The following is a 16,314-nucleotide window of genomic DNA, read 5'->3' as shown; positions in this document are numbered from 1 at the left end:
TCCCAGCCGCTGAAGCCGAGGGGCAAGGCTTGCGTGTGGGCAGGGGGCAACATCGGCAGCAACGGCAAAAGATGGATCGCTCTGTCGTATCTTCACCGGCCATGATGCCGGAGACGAACACAGCAACCGAAGAAACAACCGATGTGGGGAACGCCCTGATGCTGCGCGTGCAGCAGGGGGACACCAAAGCGGTGGCCAAACTTGTGGAACTGTACAACAACCGCCTGTTCAATTTTTTGTACAGGATTTTGGGGGATGTTGAAGGAACCCAGGATGTTGTCCAGGAAACATGGATGTCGCTGTACGAACGCCGGCAAAGCTACCAGCCAACGTTCCGTTTCTCCACATGGCTGTTTACCATTGGCCGCCGCAAGGCCTTAAGCGAACTTCGCCGCCGCAACGTTCGCTCCATTGTCCGCTCCATAACCCGATGGGATGGCGACCGCGATTTGGACGACTTTGCTGCCCCGCAGCGAACCTTCACCGATCCCGAAGCCGCCACCGACGGAACGATCTTGCGGGCGATGGTGGATAAAGCCCTGGCGCGCATCACCCCAAACCAACGGGAAATCGTGGTGCTGCGTGATGTTGAAGGGCTGGAGAACGAAGAAATTGCCGAAGTCCTTGGGTGGAACCTGAAGCCCGGAGCAATCCGCAAGCGGGTGTTCGACGCGCGCGAGGCATTCCGCAAAGCGATGATTGAGCTTGGCTACCAAGAAGACTAACCCTGCTTGCCCCACAGCCGCACCAACGCGTCGCGGGGCAACAGCAGACATCGAACTATTGAATACTTTATCATGAATACTCTACCAGATGCACCAAACGGCTGGGGCCAATACAACCGCCTGCTGAAAGACCTATCCCCGGTGATGCCGCCATCAGGCTTGGAAGGGCGCATTGCCCATGCGGTGGAGAGCGGCAGGAGCAAGCCGAAGGGAATCGGCGTTTCTTGGAAAGCCGCTTCAGGAATGGTGGCTGTGCTGGCGGCCATTCTCCTCTGCTTCTTTTACTTCAGCCCAAGCGATAATGATGCCGTCGCGCCGGTGAAGGGGAAGGCAACGGTTGAGCGGGCCGCAAAAAAAACAGCACGCAGCAGCAGGTCCACGCTTCCAACCGACACCCATTCCCCAATGGAGGTCCCCGCCCTGCAAATCCCGAATCCTCCCGATAATCTTGGCTATCCAACCGACACCTTCACCGTTCCGCCGCCCGCGCCACGGCACCAGCCAACCACTGGGCCGGGAAGAGTGCGGTAGCAAAAAGGGAAGACCGTTGCTCCATTCTCCCATGATGGAGCAACGCCCTCACCTTGTGGGAATCTTGAGTTGGAATCTTGATTAGTGGGATCAACCCATGCCGAACACTTCCATGGCGGCCTCTGCCTCCTTATCACCCCCTGCCCGCTCCTATTTCCTGCCGCTGCTGTTAGTCGCCACCGCTGTTTCCCGATGGCTCTGCTGGGAATCGTTCATCAGCGGGCTTGATTCGGGCAATTATTGGCTTGGCATCGGCGATTTCTCCATCGCCAACGAACGCCCCCACGCTCCTGGCTATCCGGTATTTATCCTGCTTTGCCGCGCTGCCGGATGGCTGCTTGGCAATCAACACCACAGTCTTCTTCTTGTTGTGACGCTGCTGTCGGTGGCGGCCGTTTGGGCCAGCTATCGGTTGGCAATGGAGTTGTTCAACCAGCCCGTTGCCCGCGCCACCGCGTTGCTTCTTGCCTGCAATCCTCTCTTTTTTCTCTACGGCATCACCGCCGAAAACTACGCCTTCGACGCGCTCTGCTCATCCTTGCTGATCCTGCTGGGGCTTCGTGCCGGAAGGGGGCGCGCGGCATGGCTTTGGTTTGGGATTGCCGTGGGGGTATCCATCGGATTCAGGGGAACGTCGGTGATTCTGCTTGCCCCGGCGCTTGCCTGCGTGTTGTTCCATCAGTGGCGCGCTGGTGGTTTTCGCCGCCAAGCCCTTGCCAGTTTGCTGGCGGGGATATTGGCGGGCGTTGCCTGCTGGCTGCCGTGGGTCGTTGCGGAGGAAGGGGGAGTGTGGAGTTACCTCCATGCGGCCACAAATCTTTCACCCACCAGTGCCGGGACCTTTCTTGGAAATTTGGCGGGGTTCACAATCGCTGGGTTTTGGGGGGTGAATATCGCTTGGATGTACCTGGCGTTCCGTTGGAAATCTTTTGCTCACTTCCGGTTCCGCCATTTCACCTTCCGGCGGGCGTTGCTGTGGTGTTGGGTTCTTCCAATCGTGCTCTTTTTTGCGTTGGTGATTTATGCAAAAGGCTACGGCTTGTTGATTCTTCCCGCTTGCTCCATGGCGGTTGCATGGCTGGCCGTAAACGAGCAAAGCCGCTGGCGCAGAATCGGCGTGGTTGGGGGGATGGTGGCCGCAAACCTTGCCATATTTTTCCTGCTTCCGTATCGGCTCCCCCCGTATTTCACTGCGATTGCGCCGCAGAATCGCACAGCCGAGCAGCGGGCCGAATCGGTTGTTGGCCGGGGATTCTCGGTGCTGCTGCCAACGCTTTCGCGGGTGCGTGCCAACGACAAGTTTGTTGGGGATGGATTGGAGTTGATTGATCGGGCCACGTGGGGAAGGGAAGATTCCGCACTGGTGGTGATTGATCCTGCGGCCCAGATGCTTCTTGTTGGGCGGGTTGTGCAGGTCTATCGGCCACGCTTGCGGGTTGCGGTTCCCAGCACGTTCCGCCGCAATGCCGTTGTGTTTCTGCACGGCGTGGATTGGGAAGAACGGCAGGGCAGCGATGCAGACTTCAACAGCCAGCAGATCATCCTGCTGACGCGAAATGAACTGGCCAAGCAGTATCTGGAAATCGGCGGCACGATGCTGAAAGAACAAGCCCCGTTCGCATTGCTGAAGTTCAGCCGCGAACAGGGCTATCGGTTGCGCCAACAGATTGACCAGTTGTTTACGCGATAAAAGGGGGCTGCGCCGACCGGAGCAACAAGCTATGCCGCCGCCGCTTCCTTCAGCCGAAAAACTCGACCGTGCCAGGAATCGCTTGCGGCAATCTCCCAGCTTGTTTCAAGTTCCCCCAGCCGTTGGATTGTGTTGTTGAACACAATGGTTCCGGCATCAACTTCCCCCTGGGTTGCCAGCGTTGCAAACTGGGCGCGGGTTGCCCCTTGGACCCCAGCGGAATCGCGGTACAGAACCTCAGGTCCATCAAGCCACTCCATTCCAAGGCTGCTTCCCAGCTCCTTCATAAACCGGGTAAGCGCGTCAATGGAGCAACCGCTGGGGGGGATTGTGGATTCATCAACGCCCACCAGCAGGAACCGCTCATGGCGGATCTGGTAGCCCACAATCGGGTCCTGTTGGTGAACTTTCCACTGGCCCAGGAAGGCTTCAATCATTGGGGTTGCCTTCGCAATCGCATCGCTGCGAAGCTGGCCAGCTGCGGGAAAGATAAACAGGCGGCTTTCCGGCGGAAGTGCCTTGAAAGGAACAAGCGACATTCTATCCTCGGTGTATGGTCTCTGTTAGATTCGGCCAAGTTGAGCTCGGCCAAGTTAGATCTGGCCAAGCTCAACGCAAGGTTGAGCTTGGCCAACGTTGATTACGCCAAGATGCTATCCAGCGGCGTGTATTCCAGCCCGAACGCATCGGCAACGCCTTTGTACGTCACCTTTCCATCAATCACATTCAGGCCCAGCTTCAGCCCCGGGTTTACGCGGAATGCTTCTTGGTAGCCCAGGTCGGCAAGTTGCAGCATGTAGGGGAGCGTGGCGTTCGTCAGGCCGATGGTGGAGGTGAAGGGAACGGCCCCGGGCATATTTGCCACGCAGTAGTGGATCACCCCATCAACAACGTAGGTTGGGTCGGCGTGGGTGGTGGCGCGTGTGGTTTCCACGCAGCCCCCTTGGTCCACCGCAACGTCAACAATCACCGAGCCTTCGCGCATGGTGTGAAGCATATCACGGGTGACAAGGTATGGGGCTTTTGCGCCGGGGATCAGCACCGCGCCAATCACCAAGTCGGCATTCTTCACGGCTTCGCGGATAGCTTCCGGGGTTGACATCCGGGTTTCCACATTCTTCGGCATCACGTCATCAAGGTAGCGCAAGCGGTTCAGGTCCTTGTCGAAGATGATGACGCGGGCACCAAAACCGGCGGCAATTTTTGCCGCGTTGGTTCCCACCACACCGCCGCCAAGCACCAGCACATCGGCGGGGCGGGTTCCTGGGATTCCGCCAAGCAGCACGCCGCGGCCACCCATCGTTTTCTCAAGATACTTTGCCCCTTCTTGCGGGGCCATGCGCCCGGCAACTTCGGACATCGGGACAAGCAGCGGAAGGGAGCCATCGCGGCCCTCGACCGTCTCGTAGGCAATGGCGATGGACTTGCTGCGGATCACCGCCTCGGTCAGTTCACGGCTGGCGGCAAAGTGGAAGTAGGTGAACAGCACCTGCCCCTCGCGGATCAGGTCGTACTCCGGCGCGATCGGTTCTTTCACTTTTACGATCATGTCCGCCTGGCCGTACACGTCCTCGATGGTTGGGACGATTGTTGCACCGGCACGGATGTAGGCTTCGTCTTGGAAGCCGGAGTTAATGCCGGCGTGCGTCTCGACCAACACGGTGTGGCCGTTGTTGACCAACAACTCAACGCCGGAAGGGACTGCCCCAACCCGGTTTTCGTTCGATTTAATCTCGCGTGGAACGCCGATAATCATGCTAGGTCTTCGGTTTGTGTGGATGTGGTTTGTATGGAGATTCAAAAGAGGAGGAATGCCATTGTGGAATAGCGCTGTGAAATAGCCTTATGGAATGCCATTGCGGCCCTGAAGCAGAATTCCCCCGTGGCGTAACGTCCACGGGGGAGAAAGGATCACAAGCTGGCGTTAGTTGGCGGCTGTGTCAACCGCGCAATGCGTGTTGAAGGCATCGGCAAGGTTTTCGGCAATCATCTCTGCCGAGCGGCCTTCGATATGGTGGCGTTGGATCATGTGGATCACGTTGCCATCGCGCAGCAAAGCAATCTGCGGGGAGGAGGGCGGATAGCCTAGGAAGTAGCTGCGTGCGCGGTCCACCGCCTCGCGCTCCATTCCCGCAAACACGGAAACAACGCGGTCCGGCTGCACCGAGTGTTGCAACGCAAGCCGCAGCCCCGGGCGTGCGCTTCCGGCGGCGCAACCGCAAACGGAATTCACAAAAACAAGCGTGGTTCCTGGCTGTGCCAATGCCGCGTCAACATCGGCCGGGGTTGTTAGTTCTTGAACCCCAACTGCCGTCAGTTCGTCGCGCATTGGCTGGACAAATGCGGGGTCATAGATCGGTGGAAGTGCCATTGGTCTGCTCCTGTAAGGAAGGTTGAATCAGTTGTTGAAGTGGCGCAAATCTACTGATTACTGCGCCGTGGCATGGGTAACAGCTTCATACAGGCGGCAGGTTTCACCAAAAGATAATTTGGCCGATGCTGTGCCGACGGGTAGATTCCCCACACTGTAACCATGCGGCCTGTTTCCGTCGCTGCCGCAGCCGTTGCTGCGCTGGTTGCTTGGTTCCCGAAGACGTTCGGCAATCGGCCTTTGTTGTCGGATCGGGGCGTTCAGAACTTTACGTCACAATCTTCACGTCACAATCTTCGCGTCGCAACCTTCTCCCTATCTTGCTTCCCATGAGCGAACAGTTAGAACCAACCGCATTGCCGAAGGCATCTCCTTCCGCAACAGCATCCGATAGCGGAAAACCCGATGCTGGAAAGCCCGACGGCAGCAAACCCGCGCCGCGCAAGCCAAGCGGCCCAGCGGCCGTGAAATCCGATTTCCGCAACCCGCAATATTACATTAACCGCGAACTGAGTTGGATTGACTTCAACGAGCGGGTGCTGGAGGAAGCCGAGGACCCCGCCAATCCGTTGCTGGAGCGGTTAAAGTTCTTGGTGATCTTCAGCACCAACCTTGATGAGTTTTTTATGATTCGCGTCTCGGGGCTGATGGAACAACTTTCCGGGGGGGTGGTGGAGCTTGCGCCCGACGGCCTTACCCCGCAAGAGCAGCTTCGGGAAATCAACGAACGGTTGCGCCCGCTGATGGAACGCCACGGCCGCCACTTGGTGGACCAGATCATCCCAAAGCTGGCCCGCAAGGGGATTGTGATTCACCCGTTCCGCTCCCTTTCCGAAGAAGAGCGGGCGCGGCTTCACACCTACTTCTTGCAAGAAGCCTTGCCGGTGTTGACCCCACTGGCCATTGACCCGGGCCACCCATTCCCCCACGTTCTGAACCGCACGCTGAACCTTGCCTTTGTTGTCCGCGACCCCCGCAAGCACGTCCATGAGAAAGAATTTCATTTTGCGGTTGTGCAAGTTCCTGGGGTGTTGGGGCGGTTCATCAAGGTCTATTCCGAAAAAGCGGGGGACCACTTTGTGCTGCTGGAAGAAGTGATTGCGGCGTATGCCTCGGCCCTTTCCCTGGCCTTGATGTGAAATCCAGCTACACCTTCCGCGTGCTGCGCGATGCCGACATTGAGGTGACCGAGGATGAAGCCGAGGACCTTCTGACGATGATGGAGGAGCAAGTCCGCCGCCGCAAGTGGGGCGAGGCCGTCCGGCTTGACGTGTCGTCGAATATGCCGCAGTACGTCCGCGACATCTTGATGGAGTCCCTGGAACTTGAGCCGACCGATGTGTACGAGACCCCGGGCCCGCGCAATCTGACCGACTTCATGGCACTCTACCGCCTGGACTACCGCGACCTGAAGGACAAGCCGTTCAACAGCTACATGCTGGAGAGCTTCCGCGACGAGGAGCGGAGCGTCTTCTCGGTGATCCGAAGCAAGGACATTTTGCTGCATCATCCCTACGATTCCTTCACCAATGTTGCCGACTTCGTCCGCGCCGCCGCACGCGACCCGAAGGTGCTGGCAATCAAACAGACGCTGTACCGCGCCGGCGGCGATTCGCCGATTGTGCAATCGCTGATTGAAGCGGCCGAAAACGGGAAGCAAGTAACCGCCCTTGTGGAGCTTAAAGCCCGCTTCGACGAAGAGAACAACATCGTCTGGGCAAAGCGGCTGGAGCAAGCGGGGGTCCACGTGGTGTATGGGCTGATTGGGCTGAAAACCCATTGCAAAATCGCCATGATCGTCCGCCGCGACGACACCGGGCTTCCCCGAATTTACATGCACCTGGGGACCGGCAACTACAACACCGTCACCTCGCGCATCTATACCGACGTTAGCCTTATCACCGCCAACCCCGACTTCGGGGCCGATGCCATCAACCTGTTCAATTACCTGACCGGATATGGCTCCTCGATCGAGTGGCGGAAGCTGATTATGGCCCCGCTAACGTTGCGCTCACGCGTGCTGGAGCTTATCAACCGCGAGGCCGAACGCCACACCCCCCAGCAGCCCGGCCACATCATCGCAAAGCTGAACGCCATTGTTGATGAGGAGGTGATTCGGGCCCTTTATTCAGCAAGCCAAAAGGGGGTGAAGATTGATCTTCTGGTGCGCGGCATTTGCTGCTTGCGCCCGGGGTTGGAGGGGGTAAGCGATAACATTCGGGTGGTCTCGGTGGTTGGGCGGTTCCTTGAACACAGCCGCATTCTCTACTTCCACAACCGTGGTGAGGAGGAGATATACCTTTCCAGTGCCGATTGGATGCCGCGCAACTTGAACCGCCGTGTTGAGCTGATGTTCCCCGTGGAAGATGGCGACAACCGTGCGCGACTAAAAGGGATTCTTGAAACCTACTTGAACGATACCGTGAAAGCGCGCCAGCTTGGCTCGGACGGGGTCTATCGCCGGAAGGAGAAACTTGGGGGAGGGGCAATCAGCGCGCAGGAGGAGTTCATCGCGCAGATTCGGCAATCGGACCCCGCCACCGAGGGCGCACCCCGCCCAAAACGCTCGAACAAACAGCACGCCAATCTGGTGGGGAAAAAGAATTGATGGCAAACGCTTCCGGGGGAAGCCGGCGTGATTGATACCGGCGGTGTGTGGCTGATGCTGGTAAGTGCGCTTGCTGCAACGCTGGTCCCGTTAAGTTCGGAGGCCGCGCTTGTTGCCGCCGTCAGCGCGGGGATGAACCCCACCGAAGCTCTGATCTGGGCCTCGCTGGGGAACTGCGCCGGGGTGACGGTGAACTACGGCTTGGGGCGGTGGGGAAGGGCGCAGATTGTGGAGCGAAGGCTGCAAGGAAAATGGGCGCAACGCACCCTGCAATGGATGGAGCGCCACGGCTGGCCCACGCTTCTTCTTTCATGGCTCCCGTTCGTTGGCGACCCGCTGACGCTGGTGGCTGGGCTTTCCAAAATCCCCTTCCCACTCTTCGCGCTCCTTGCCTACGGAACACGGATTGTGCGCTACTGGGCGTTGCTGTTTTTGGTGGGGTGAAGAAACCGAAGGGTAGGGGCCCCGACCTTTGTCGGGGCCCAGTCATTTCTAGCCAGTCATTTCAGAAAGAAGACACCGAAGGCTAAAGACCTTTTATCAATCCCGACGAATGTCGGGACGGCTACCAGTTTCGGTGATAAATCCTGCCGCTCGCCTATATTTGCCCCAACTCAACCAAACCAATTCCTTGCATGAAACTTGTTAGCTACCGTCCCAATAACGCCAACCGCCACGAGGCTGCCGAACAGCTTGGGGCCTACTCCGATGGCGCCATTCTTGATTTTGCCGCCGCCGCCCGCGCCTATGCCGATTCGCACGCCGAACTCTCCGTCGGCACCTTCGACTCCATCCTGACGCTTCTTCGCGCTGGCGAGGAAGGGATGGCCAACGCCAAAACCGTGTTGGAGTGGGCATCGGCAAGCCGCGATGTCCTGAGTTGTTGGCGACCCGCAAGCGAGGTGGAGCTTCTTTCGCCGGTGCCCCATCCAACATCCATGCGTGATGGCTACGCCTTCCGCCAGCATGTCGAGGCCGCGCGCCGCAACCGTGGCGTGGCGATGATTCCAGAGTTCGACAGCTTCCCAATCTTCTACTTCACCAACCACAACGCCGTCACCGGGCCGGGCGAGGTCCAGGTGCAGGAGCACCACTTGCAGCGGTTGGATTTTGAGCTTGAGGCCGCCATTGTGATCGGGAAAGCGGGGCAAAATATCCGCGCCGAGGAGGCCGATGAGTATATCGCCGGATACATGGTGATGAACGATTGGTCCGCACGCTGGCTTCAGATGGAGGAGATGAAACTGAACCTTGGCCCCGCCAAAGGGAAAGACTTCGCCACCTCGCTTGGCCCCTGGCTTGTCACCAAAGATGAGCTTGCCGAACGCCGCATCCCAAGCGAAGAAGGGGAACGCTACGGCCTGACGATGGTGACCCGCGTGAACGGAACCGAAGTCTCCCGTGGAAACTTGAGCGATATGACCTGGACGTTCGCCCAGATTGTTGAGCGCGCAAGCTACGGCGCAACGCTCCTCCCTGGTGATGTGATCGGCTCCGGCACGGTTGGGACCGGCTGTTTCTTGGAGTTGAACGGGTCGAAGGTGTTCGACAACTGGTGGCTTCAGGATGGCGACGTTGTGGAGTGTGAAATTGATCTTCTTGGAACGCTCACCAACACCATCCGCAAAGTTGACGACCGCGGAATCCAACTGGTGAAGACAAAATTAGGGGTAGCATAAAACCCCTTCTCTTCGTATTCTTTCCATCGCCAGCAACCACCCATTTTATCCATCGGTTGCTGGCGATGGAGCGTTTATGAGCCGAACCCTACTCTGCTGCCTCTGCTCTCTTCTCTGCGCTATTCTTCTGGCCCCCCAATCTTCCCTTGCACAAGCGGGGAATATGGGGCGGTCCTTTGTGCTTTCGCTTCCGTATTCCTACCCGGCGGGGAAGTATTTCGTGCCGAACCCACAGCTGGTGCTTCGCGCTGGCGATAGCGCCGCAACCGTGACGCTAACCGGCCACGGCAACGGCCAGCAACGCCAGCTGACAATCCCCCCAAACACCGCAACCGTGGTTGGATTAGACTCAACATGGTTGATGCTTCCGAAGTTGGAAGGGAAGTTCACCGCCACAACCGGAATCACCGCAAGCCACCCGGTTAGCGCAACGCTGATCTTCGACCGGGTGTTCACCACCGAGGCGTACCAGGCAATTCCCGACACGCTGTTGGGGTTGGAGTACGTGGTTTGCATCCCCCCGGAAGTGGCGTTCGGAACGGCGGCGGCAATCGCTGCGGTCCACGACCGGACGGAGCTGACAATCACCCCAACCGTCATCACCTACAACGGCCACAAGCCGCAAGAATCGTTCAAGGTGGAGCTGAACCGTGGCGAGGTCTATCAACTGATGAGCGACGGCGATTTTTCCGGGACGACTATCGTTGCAAGCAAGCCCGTTGGGGTGATTGCCGGCGCGCCCGCCGCCGATTTCACCATGGGAGCTATCCACAGCGGAAACCCCGCGTTCGAGCAACTTCCAGCAACCGATACTTGGGGGACCGAGCACGTTGCCGCCCCGCTGGCACGGCAGTACCAATCGCTTTACCGAATCGTCGCAGCGTTCGATGGAACCCGCATTGACATCTCCCCTTCGCTGGGTGGGGTGCAGCTGACCGCCACCTTGAACCGGGGGGGATTCTACGACTTGCGCTACCCGGGATTGCTCCAGTTCAGCAGCAACAACCCCGTGCTGGTTTCCCAGATGGTGACAAGCACCGCCTGGACCGCAAAAAGCCGCGACAGTGCCTACGGCGATCCAGGAATGGTGATTGTTCCGCCAACATCAATGTGGGGGAACAGCGCGGCGGCCTACGCCCCAACGCTTGCCCCACGGGTTGACATCGGCCCCGTGGTCGCCTGGAAACATCACTTGCTGGTTGCCACGCGCGCGCCAACCATCACCGGGGTGCGGATTAACGGGCTGGCTCCGTCGTGGTCCTCGCTGATCTCCTTTGGTGGAATGGCCGTTGGCGTTGCAGAAGTTGAGGAAGGGGACAACCGCGTCACCGCCACCGACTCCTTCTCGATCATCGCCCACGGCTACTCCGCTGCCGATGCTTACGGCTACACCCCGGGGGCAGTGGTGCGGGCTTCGCCGTTGGAGTTGTTCAGCATCGAGCGGGCAATCTGCGGCGACCAGTACGACACCACCATCACCCTGCGCAATCTTTCCGGCCAGCCGGTTCGGATTGATAGGGTGGAGTTCGCGGGCAATCTTAGCGGGCAAGTTCTTTCGCCTCCGTTGGCGATAACGCTTGAGCCTGGGGAGTCGTTTCCGATGCGGCTTCGGTTCACCGGGATCTATCAGCTTGGGCGGAACAACGGCAGCCTTGTCCTGTGGCACGATGCCCCGTACGCCCGGCGGGTTGCGGTTTTTCCGGTGCAATTCTGGCCCGACGTGCTGACCCTTGCGCCGGGGGATGGAAGCCGTTATCAGTTTGGGGCAATCCCCCCAACCATTCCGTTTATTGATACCGTGGTGACGATCTTCAACGGAGGCCAACGGACCATACGGGTGGATGCCCAAGCCACGGGTGGGGTTACGATCCTCTCGCCGCCGTTCCCGCTTGATCTTCCCCCGCTGAATGCCCGCACCGTTCGGCTGCGTTACGCCCCGCCGCCGGAGGGGAAAGGGGAGGTCCGGTTCTTCACTGCCAATTGCTTAACCCCGCAAACCATCACTCTAGAAGGGGTTCGCGGAAGCATCGGGTTTCTTCAGGCAACGGTGGATCGTGCAATCCAACTTCTTTGCCCGCCAAAACTTTCCGATACTCTTCGGGTGGAGCTTGCCAACAAGGGGGATAAAGCCCTGGACATCCGTGAGGCCACGGTTGTTGGGGCCAACGGGGGCGAGTTCTTCTTGATTGATGATCCAACCGGAACCACACTGCAGCCAAACGATAGCCGCACCATCCGGGTGGAGTATCGCCCCAACGGAACTGGCGCGCGGGACGCTCAGCTTCGGCTTGTCAACAGCGGGGGAAATGATACCCTGATCCTCCCGTTCGATGTCCGCAACGACACTCTTCTGCTGAAGCCGCAGCTTGACACCCTTCGCTTTGGCCGGACCTCCGCCTGCGACCCCTTCCTAACCCGCACCGTTGTTTGGCGGAACGAAGGGGCCCGAACGATTGACACGGTCCGGTTTTTCGCCGATGGAACGCTCTTCCAGCTAACGCCGCAAATCGCTACCGGAATCCGCCCGGGCGACTCCGTTGCGATCATCGTGGACCTGCTGGCCAGGGCCTCGGGAAACCTGAGCGGGGCGCTGACCGCCGAGGTTACTCCATGCCGCGCCCTGTTCGCCCTGCCGATTACCGGATGGCGCGACCCCATCGGCCTGAGCATCAACCACGACACGCTGGATTTTGGGGAGATCGGCTGGTGCAATTTCCAGCGGGTTGACTCCATCGTGATAACCAACACCGGCTCCCGCGCCGAAGTGATTGAGCTTGCGGCCCTTCCAACCAATGGCGGGGTTTCACTAAGCTACACCACGCTTCCGCCGTTCACCATCCAGCCTGGTGGCGCGGCGAAATTCTACACCACCTTCCGCCCAACGGCAATCGGAGAGTACCGGGACCAGATAGCGATAAAAATTCGTGGTTGCTCGTTCCAGTTTGTGGTTCCCATTCGTGGGGTGTATGATAACCGAAGGCCACAGTTGGTGGATAGCCTTGTTGATTTTGGCGGAGTGATGGAAGGGGGAAGCGACGAACGGATTGTTCGGATTGCCAACAACTCCTTCCTGACCTATCGCTACAACCCTGCCGCTCTGCAAACCGCATTTCCCGATCTTACCGTGGTTGATCCTTTGGGACCGATAGAGGTGAAGCCCGGGGACACCCTAAAAGTGCGCCTGCGCTACGCCCCAACCGATTCCCTGCAAACGCTGAACGAGCAGCTATCTCTGGCGATGTTCGCCCCCTGCCGCGACACCGCTCGGGCGCGGATTATCGGCTTCTCGGTTGAACGCCCGTCGGGGATACGGCTGCGGTGGGGGAACGTGCGTGGCGATGTTGGGGGGCGGGTGGTGATTCCGCTACTGAGCACAAGCGCGAAGCCGATCAACGAACCGATCACGCTGCAGGCTTCGGTGAGCTTCGATGGCCGTTTGTTTTTCCCAACCGGGGTTGCCGCCCCGAACCCGGCAATCGCCGTGCGGTTGGTCGGCAACGTGCTGGCAAGCGGGCGAAGAACGGTGGCGATCGAGGCTGCCGGAATTTTCCCCGATAGCGGAGAAGTTGCCGGAGTTGAAGGGGTGATCCTGCTGGGACCAGCCGACACCACCACACTGAACTTTGGTCCACCCGGGCCAGTCGCATCCCTTTCAACCCGCCCTGCGCAGGTGATGGATACGCTTGCCGGAGGGCTGAAGGTGGATGGCTTCTGCCGCGAAGGGGATGCCCGATTGGTGGGAACCGGCGCGTTGCTGAAAATGGAGCTTGCGCCGCAGCCCGCCACGGACCGCCTGCAGGTTCGGTTCAACCTGCTGGAAGATGGCCACACCACGTTGCGGCTGCTGGGCAAACGGGGGAGGAGCTGCGGTTGCTCAGCCAGGGGGTGCTTCAGCATGGCGCGTACCGTGCGGAGTTCCCGTTGGATGATCTTCCCAGCGGCATCCATTATCTTGAGCTGCGAACCCCCACCGAACGGCTGGTTGTGCGGTGCGTTCTGGTGCGGTAAAAAAAACGGCGGTGAAATCGGCAGATTGCCGGCGGGGGCGTTCCCACATCAATCTTTCCCAAACCATGCGTCCTGTCCGAATCGGAACGGTCTCGTTCCTTCTTGAGGATTCGCCTCATACCATCCAGTTCAATCTGCAACGCGCCGAATCGTACATCCGGCAGGGGGCCAAGCGGGGGTGTGATATCCTTTGCTTGCCAGAGATGTTCCGCACGTTGAACGTGAGCGGTCGGGAATCCGAGCCGGAGCCGATGGATGGCGAAACGGCCCAGCTGTTATCGCGGCTGGCCGGGGAGTTGCGGGTGAACATCATCGGGACGTGGTATGTGAGCGATGGAGGAAAAACCTACAACCAAGCAACGATTTTCGACCGCAGCGGCGCGGTTGCGGGGCGATACCGGAAGGTCCAGCCCACCGGAGGGGAGATGCTTGCCGGCATCACTGCCGGAAGTCAGTTCCCGGTGGTTGAGCTTGATGTTGGCAAGGTGGCGGTGATGATCTGCATGGACATCTACTTTCCGGAAATCCCCCGAATCTACGCCCACAAAGGGGCGGAAATTCTTTTTTGGCCAACGGTCAGTTTGGGGCCAACGCAGGAAGGGTTGCTGGCCCAGATGGCCTCGCGTGCGATTGACAACGCTTTGTGGATTGTGGAATCCAACCTTGCCAACCACCCGCCTTACGCCCCGTACTCCGGTCGAATCCGCCCTGGCACGGCGCGCATCATGGATTTCAACGGCGACGTGATTGCCTGGACCGGGCGGCGCGGCGGCCTTGCCATTGCCGACGTTGACCTTGACGAGGAACGCAGCACCTCGTGGACCGTGCTGCTTCGCGAGCCGGATTGTTTCCGCGAGGATCTTCAATCCATCACGCGGCTTGGGCTGTTCGCCAAAGAATATGTCGCCATTGCCGAACGGCAAAGCAAGCAGTCGCAGTATTTTGGGCAAGTGGATGAGTGAGTGGGATTGGCGTAGTCAAAGCGGGAGGCAAACATCAACCTTGAACAACTGTACATTGAGCATATGAGTGCACCAAGACAACGAGCCGACAGAAATCGCACAATCGTGCTTGAGGAAGCAGAAATCCCCTTGCTCGAATCCCGACTCTGCCGCATTGAAAAATCTGTTAAGGTAGATCAGATACTTCAAAAAACAATTCACGCCAACCTGTTTGAAATTCTTGATTTTCTACCAAAGGGTTTTGTTGATTTGTTGATCGTTGACCCTCCGTACAATCTCAACAAAAAATTCAACGCCAATTCATTCAAAGTGATGGACGATGAGGATTATACCGAATGGATGGATTCCTGGTTCGCAAAACTTATGCCCACACTGAAGCCAACAGCAAGTGTGTACGTTTGCGGTGATTGGAAATGCTCGGCGGCAATGTATAGCGTTTTATCCAAGTACTTGAAAATCCGAAACCGCATCACGTGGGAACGTGAAAAAGGGCGAGGCGCGCTTTCAAACTGGAAAAATGCGTCAGAGGACATCTGGTTTGCAACAGTATCCAATGACTATTATTTCAACACTGAATCCGTAAAACTTAAAAGGAAGGTTATTGCGCCTTATCGTGACACCAACGGCAAGCCAAAAGATTGGGATGAAGAAGAGAACGGGAATTTTCGCCTCACATTCCCCTCGAATCTCTGGACCGATATCACCATTCCTTTCTGGTCAATGCCAGAAAATACCGACCATCCAACACAGAAGCCTGAAAAACTTTTTGCAAAAATCGTGTTGGCAAGTTCGCAAGAAGGTGATGTGGTTTTCGATCCATTTCTCGGTTCTGGCACAACATCGGTGGTTGCTGCAAAGCTGAACAGAAAATATGTTGGTATTGAAATTGATAAAACCTTTGCCTGTTTGGCCGAGAAACGCCTGAAAATGACAAAGCAAAATAAAAGTATCCAAGGTTACTTCGACGGCGTATTCTGGGAACGAAATAGTTTCAATGAACAAGGCAAGGAAAAGAAAATAGAGATGAAAGTAAAAAATGGACAAAGTCAATTATTCTGATATGCAAAGAAGCCCAGTTTTCTCAAAAGAAATCTATCCTGTTCTTGAAGAGCGGATAAAAGAGTATGTCAATCACGAGAAGAATTTTTTGTCCGCACGCACCGTAAATAGCCCACGCGCTGTGGGCGATGCTTTGCAGGATTTACTGGAAGAGAATTTTGGCGTTCTTGTCTCCGAATACGTACAGGATTACTCTGCAAACTTTGCCCGACGTGCGATGGCTGATTTGGCTTTCACCGACAAGGCCGGCTTTTACAATGTTGTTGACATCAAAACGCACCGCCTTGATACCAAGTTCAATATGCCAAACCTGACATCTGTTGAACGCCTTGCCCGTTTTTATGAAGATGATAAAAACACCTTTTCGGTTCTGGCAATCGCGTACAACGTTGAAGATGATGCTGTCAAGGTTGCGAAGGTGCATTTTGTTCCCATTGAATATTTATCCTGGGAATGCTTAACACTTGGTGCGCTTGGCTGGGGGCAAATACAGATAGAAAATTCAAATAACATCATTGTTAAGCCAGAGTATAGCCGAAAAAAATGGATGATAGAGCTTTGCGATGAGCTGCTAAATTTTTACCCCCTTGAAATGGAAAAAATCGCTAAACGTATGGAGTACTTCAAGAAGGTACAGGAAAAATGGCAAGGCAAATCGGAATGATTGACCTCTCATAACCC

At 57.4% G+C, this 16,314-nt stretch carries 12 protein-coding genes and 1 pseudogene; 10 read left to right on the top strand and 3 right to left on the bottom strand.

The window, feature by feature from the left end:
- The first annotated feature begins 71 nt into the window (after positions 1 to 71).
- From IPM61_14450 to IPM61_14440, 3 genes are all read left to right on the top strand, one after another.
- Entirely contained in the window at positions 72 to 725 is a 654-nt protein-coding gene (locus IPM61_14450; protein ID MBK8912515.1) for an RNA polymerase sigma factor, read from the top strand.
- A 72-nt stretch (positions 726 to 797) separates the two neighbouring features.
- Positions 798 to 1,256: a hypothetical protein gene (locus tag IPM61_14445; protein ID MBK8912514.1), complete on the top strand. Its 459-nt coding sequence runs from the start codon at positions 798 to 800 to the stop codon at positions 1,254 to 1,256.
- A gap of 97 nt (positions 1,257 to 1,353) precedes the next feature.
- A complete protein-coding gene (locus tag IPM61_14440; GenBank protein MBK8912513.1) occupies positions 1,354 to 2,946 on the top strand; it encodes a glycosyltransferase family 39 protein in 1,593 nt (530 codons plus the stop codon).
- A 29-nt stretch (positions 2,947 to 2,975) separates the two neighbouring features.
- Here the strand turns inward: IPM61_14440 and IPM61_14435 are convergent, their stop codons facing one another.
- The 3 genes from IPM61_14435 to IPM61_14425 all read right to left on the bottom strand — a co-directional run bounded on the left by IPM61_14435 (position 2,976) and on the right by IPM61_14425 (position 5,317).
- Positions 2,976 to 3,485, bottom strand: coding sequence for a hypothetical protein (locus IPM61_14435; GenBank protein ID MBK8912512.1), 510 nt, complete (start codon positions 3,483 to 3,485; stop codon positions 2,976 to 2,978).
- A gap of 101 nt (positions 3,486 to 3,586) precedes the next feature.
- Entirely contained in the window at positions 3,587 to 4,702 is a 1,116-nt protein-coding gene (gene ald / locus IPM61_14430) for an alanine dehydrogenase (GenBank protein MBK8912511.1), read from the bottom strand.
- A gap of 168 nt (positions 4,703 to 4,870) precedes the next feature.
- Entirely contained in the window at positions 4,871 to 5,317 is a 447-nt protein-coding gene (locus tag IPM61_14425; protein ID MBK8912510.1) for a BrxA/BrxB family bacilliredoxin, read from the bottom strand.
- A 329-nt stretch (positions 5,318 to 5,646) separates the two neighbouring features.
- Between IPM61_14425 and ppk1 the strand changes: the two are divergent.
- The 7 genes and pseudogenes from ppk1 (at position 5,647) to IPM61_14390 (ending at position 16,297) form a co-directional block, all read left to right on the top strand.
- Positions 5,647 to 7,925 (top strand): annotated as a pseudogene (gene ppk1 / locus IPM61_14420) (polyphosphate kinase 1).
- A gap of 27 nt (positions 7,926 to 7,952) precedes the next feature.
- Positions 7,953 to 8,369: a DedA family protein gene (locus IPM61_14415; protein MBK8912509.1), complete on the top strand. Its 417-nt coding sequence runs from the start codon at positions 7,953 to 7,955 to the stop codon at positions 8,367 to 8,369.
- Between the two features lie 191 nt (positions 8,370 to 8,560).
- Positions 8,561 to 9,604, top strand: a complete 1,044-nt coding sequence (locus IPM61_14410) for a fumarylacetoacetate hydrolase family protein (GenBank protein ID MBK8912508.1) — start codon at positions 8,561 to 8,563, stop codon at positions 9,602 to 9,604.
- Between the two features lie 163 nt (positions 9,605 to 9,767).
- Positions 9,768 to 13,718 (top strand): choice-of-anchor D domain-containing protein, encoded by a 3,951-nt coding sequence (locus IPM61_14405; GenBank protein ID MBK8912507.1) that lies wholly within the window; start codon positions 9,768 to 9,770, stop codon positions 13,716 to 13,718.
- Positions 13,678 to 14,574: a carbon-nitrogen hydrolase family protein gene (locus IPM61_14400; protein MBK8912506.1), complete on the top strand. Its 897-nt coding sequence runs from the start codon at positions 13,678 to 13,680 to the stop codon at positions 14,572 to 14,574. The genes IPM61_14405 and IPM61_14400 overlap by 41 nt, the downstream gene beginning before the upstream one ends.
- A 63-nt stretch (positions 14,575 to 14,637) precedes the next feature.
- Positions 14,638 to 15,633, top strand: a complete 996-nt coding sequence (locus IPM61_14395; GenBank protein MBK8912505.1) for a site-specific DNA-methyltransferase — start codon at positions 14,638 to 14,640, stop codon at positions 15,631 to 15,633.
- 1 nt (position 15,634) lies between these two features.
- On the top strand, positions 15,635 to 16,297 hold the full coding sequence (locus IPM61_14390) for a hypothetical protein (protein MBK8912504.1): 663 nt from the start codon (positions 15,635 to 15,637) through the stop codon (positions 16,295 to 16,297).
- Positions 16,298 to 16,314 lie beyond the last annotated feature (17 nt).

The sequence above is a fragment of the Chlorobiota bacterium genome, assembly GCA_016710285.1.
Taxonomy (GTDB): Bacteria; Bacteroidota; Ignavibacteria; order OLB7; family OLB7; genus OLB7.
This window is presented reverse-complemented; position numbering and strand designations above follow the sequence as displayed.

Coding starts and splice junctions, on each gene's coding strand:
- IPM61_14450 (MBK8912515.1), top strand. CDS start 72: ATGGATCGCTCTGTCGTATCTTCACCGGCCATGATGCCGGAGACGAAC.
- IPM61_14445 (MBK8912514.1), top strand. CDS start 798: ATGAATACTCTACCAGATGCACCAAACGGCTGGGGCCAATACAACCGC.
- IPM61_14440 (MBK8912513.1), top strand. CDS start 1,354: ATGCCGAACACTTCCATGGCGGCCTCTGCCTCCTTATCACCCCCTGCC.
- IPM61_14435 (MBK8912512.1), bottom strand. CDS start 3,485: ATGTCGCTTGTTCCTTTCAAGGCACTTCCGCCGGAAAGCCGCCTGTTT.
- ald (MBK8912511.1), bottom strand. CDS start 4,702: ATGATTATCGGCGTTCCACGCGAGATTAAATCGAACGAAAACCGGGTT.
- IPM61_14425 (MBK8912510.1), bottom strand. CDS start 5,317: ATGGCACTTCCACCGATCTATGACCCCGCATTTGTCCAGCCAATGCGC.
- IPM61_14410 (MBK8912508.1), top strand. CDS start 8,561: ATGAAACTTGTTAGCTACCGTCCCAATAACGCCAACCGCCACGAGGCT.
- IPM61_14405 (MBK8912507.1), top strand. CDS start 9,768: ATGGGGCGGTCCTTTGTGCTTTCGCTTCCGTATTCCTACCCGGCGGGG.
- IPM61_14400 (MBK8912506.1), top strand. CDS start 13,678: ATGCGTCCTGTCCGAATCGGAACGGTCTCGTTCCTTCTTGAGGATTCG.
- IPM61_14395 (MBK8912505.1), top strand. CDS start 14,638: ATGAGTGCACCAAGACAACGAGCCGACAGAAATCGCACAATCGTGCTT.
- IPM61_14390 (MBK8912504.1), top strand. CDS start 15,635: ATGCAAAGAAGCCCAGTTTTCTCAAAAGAAATCTATCCTGTTCTTGAA.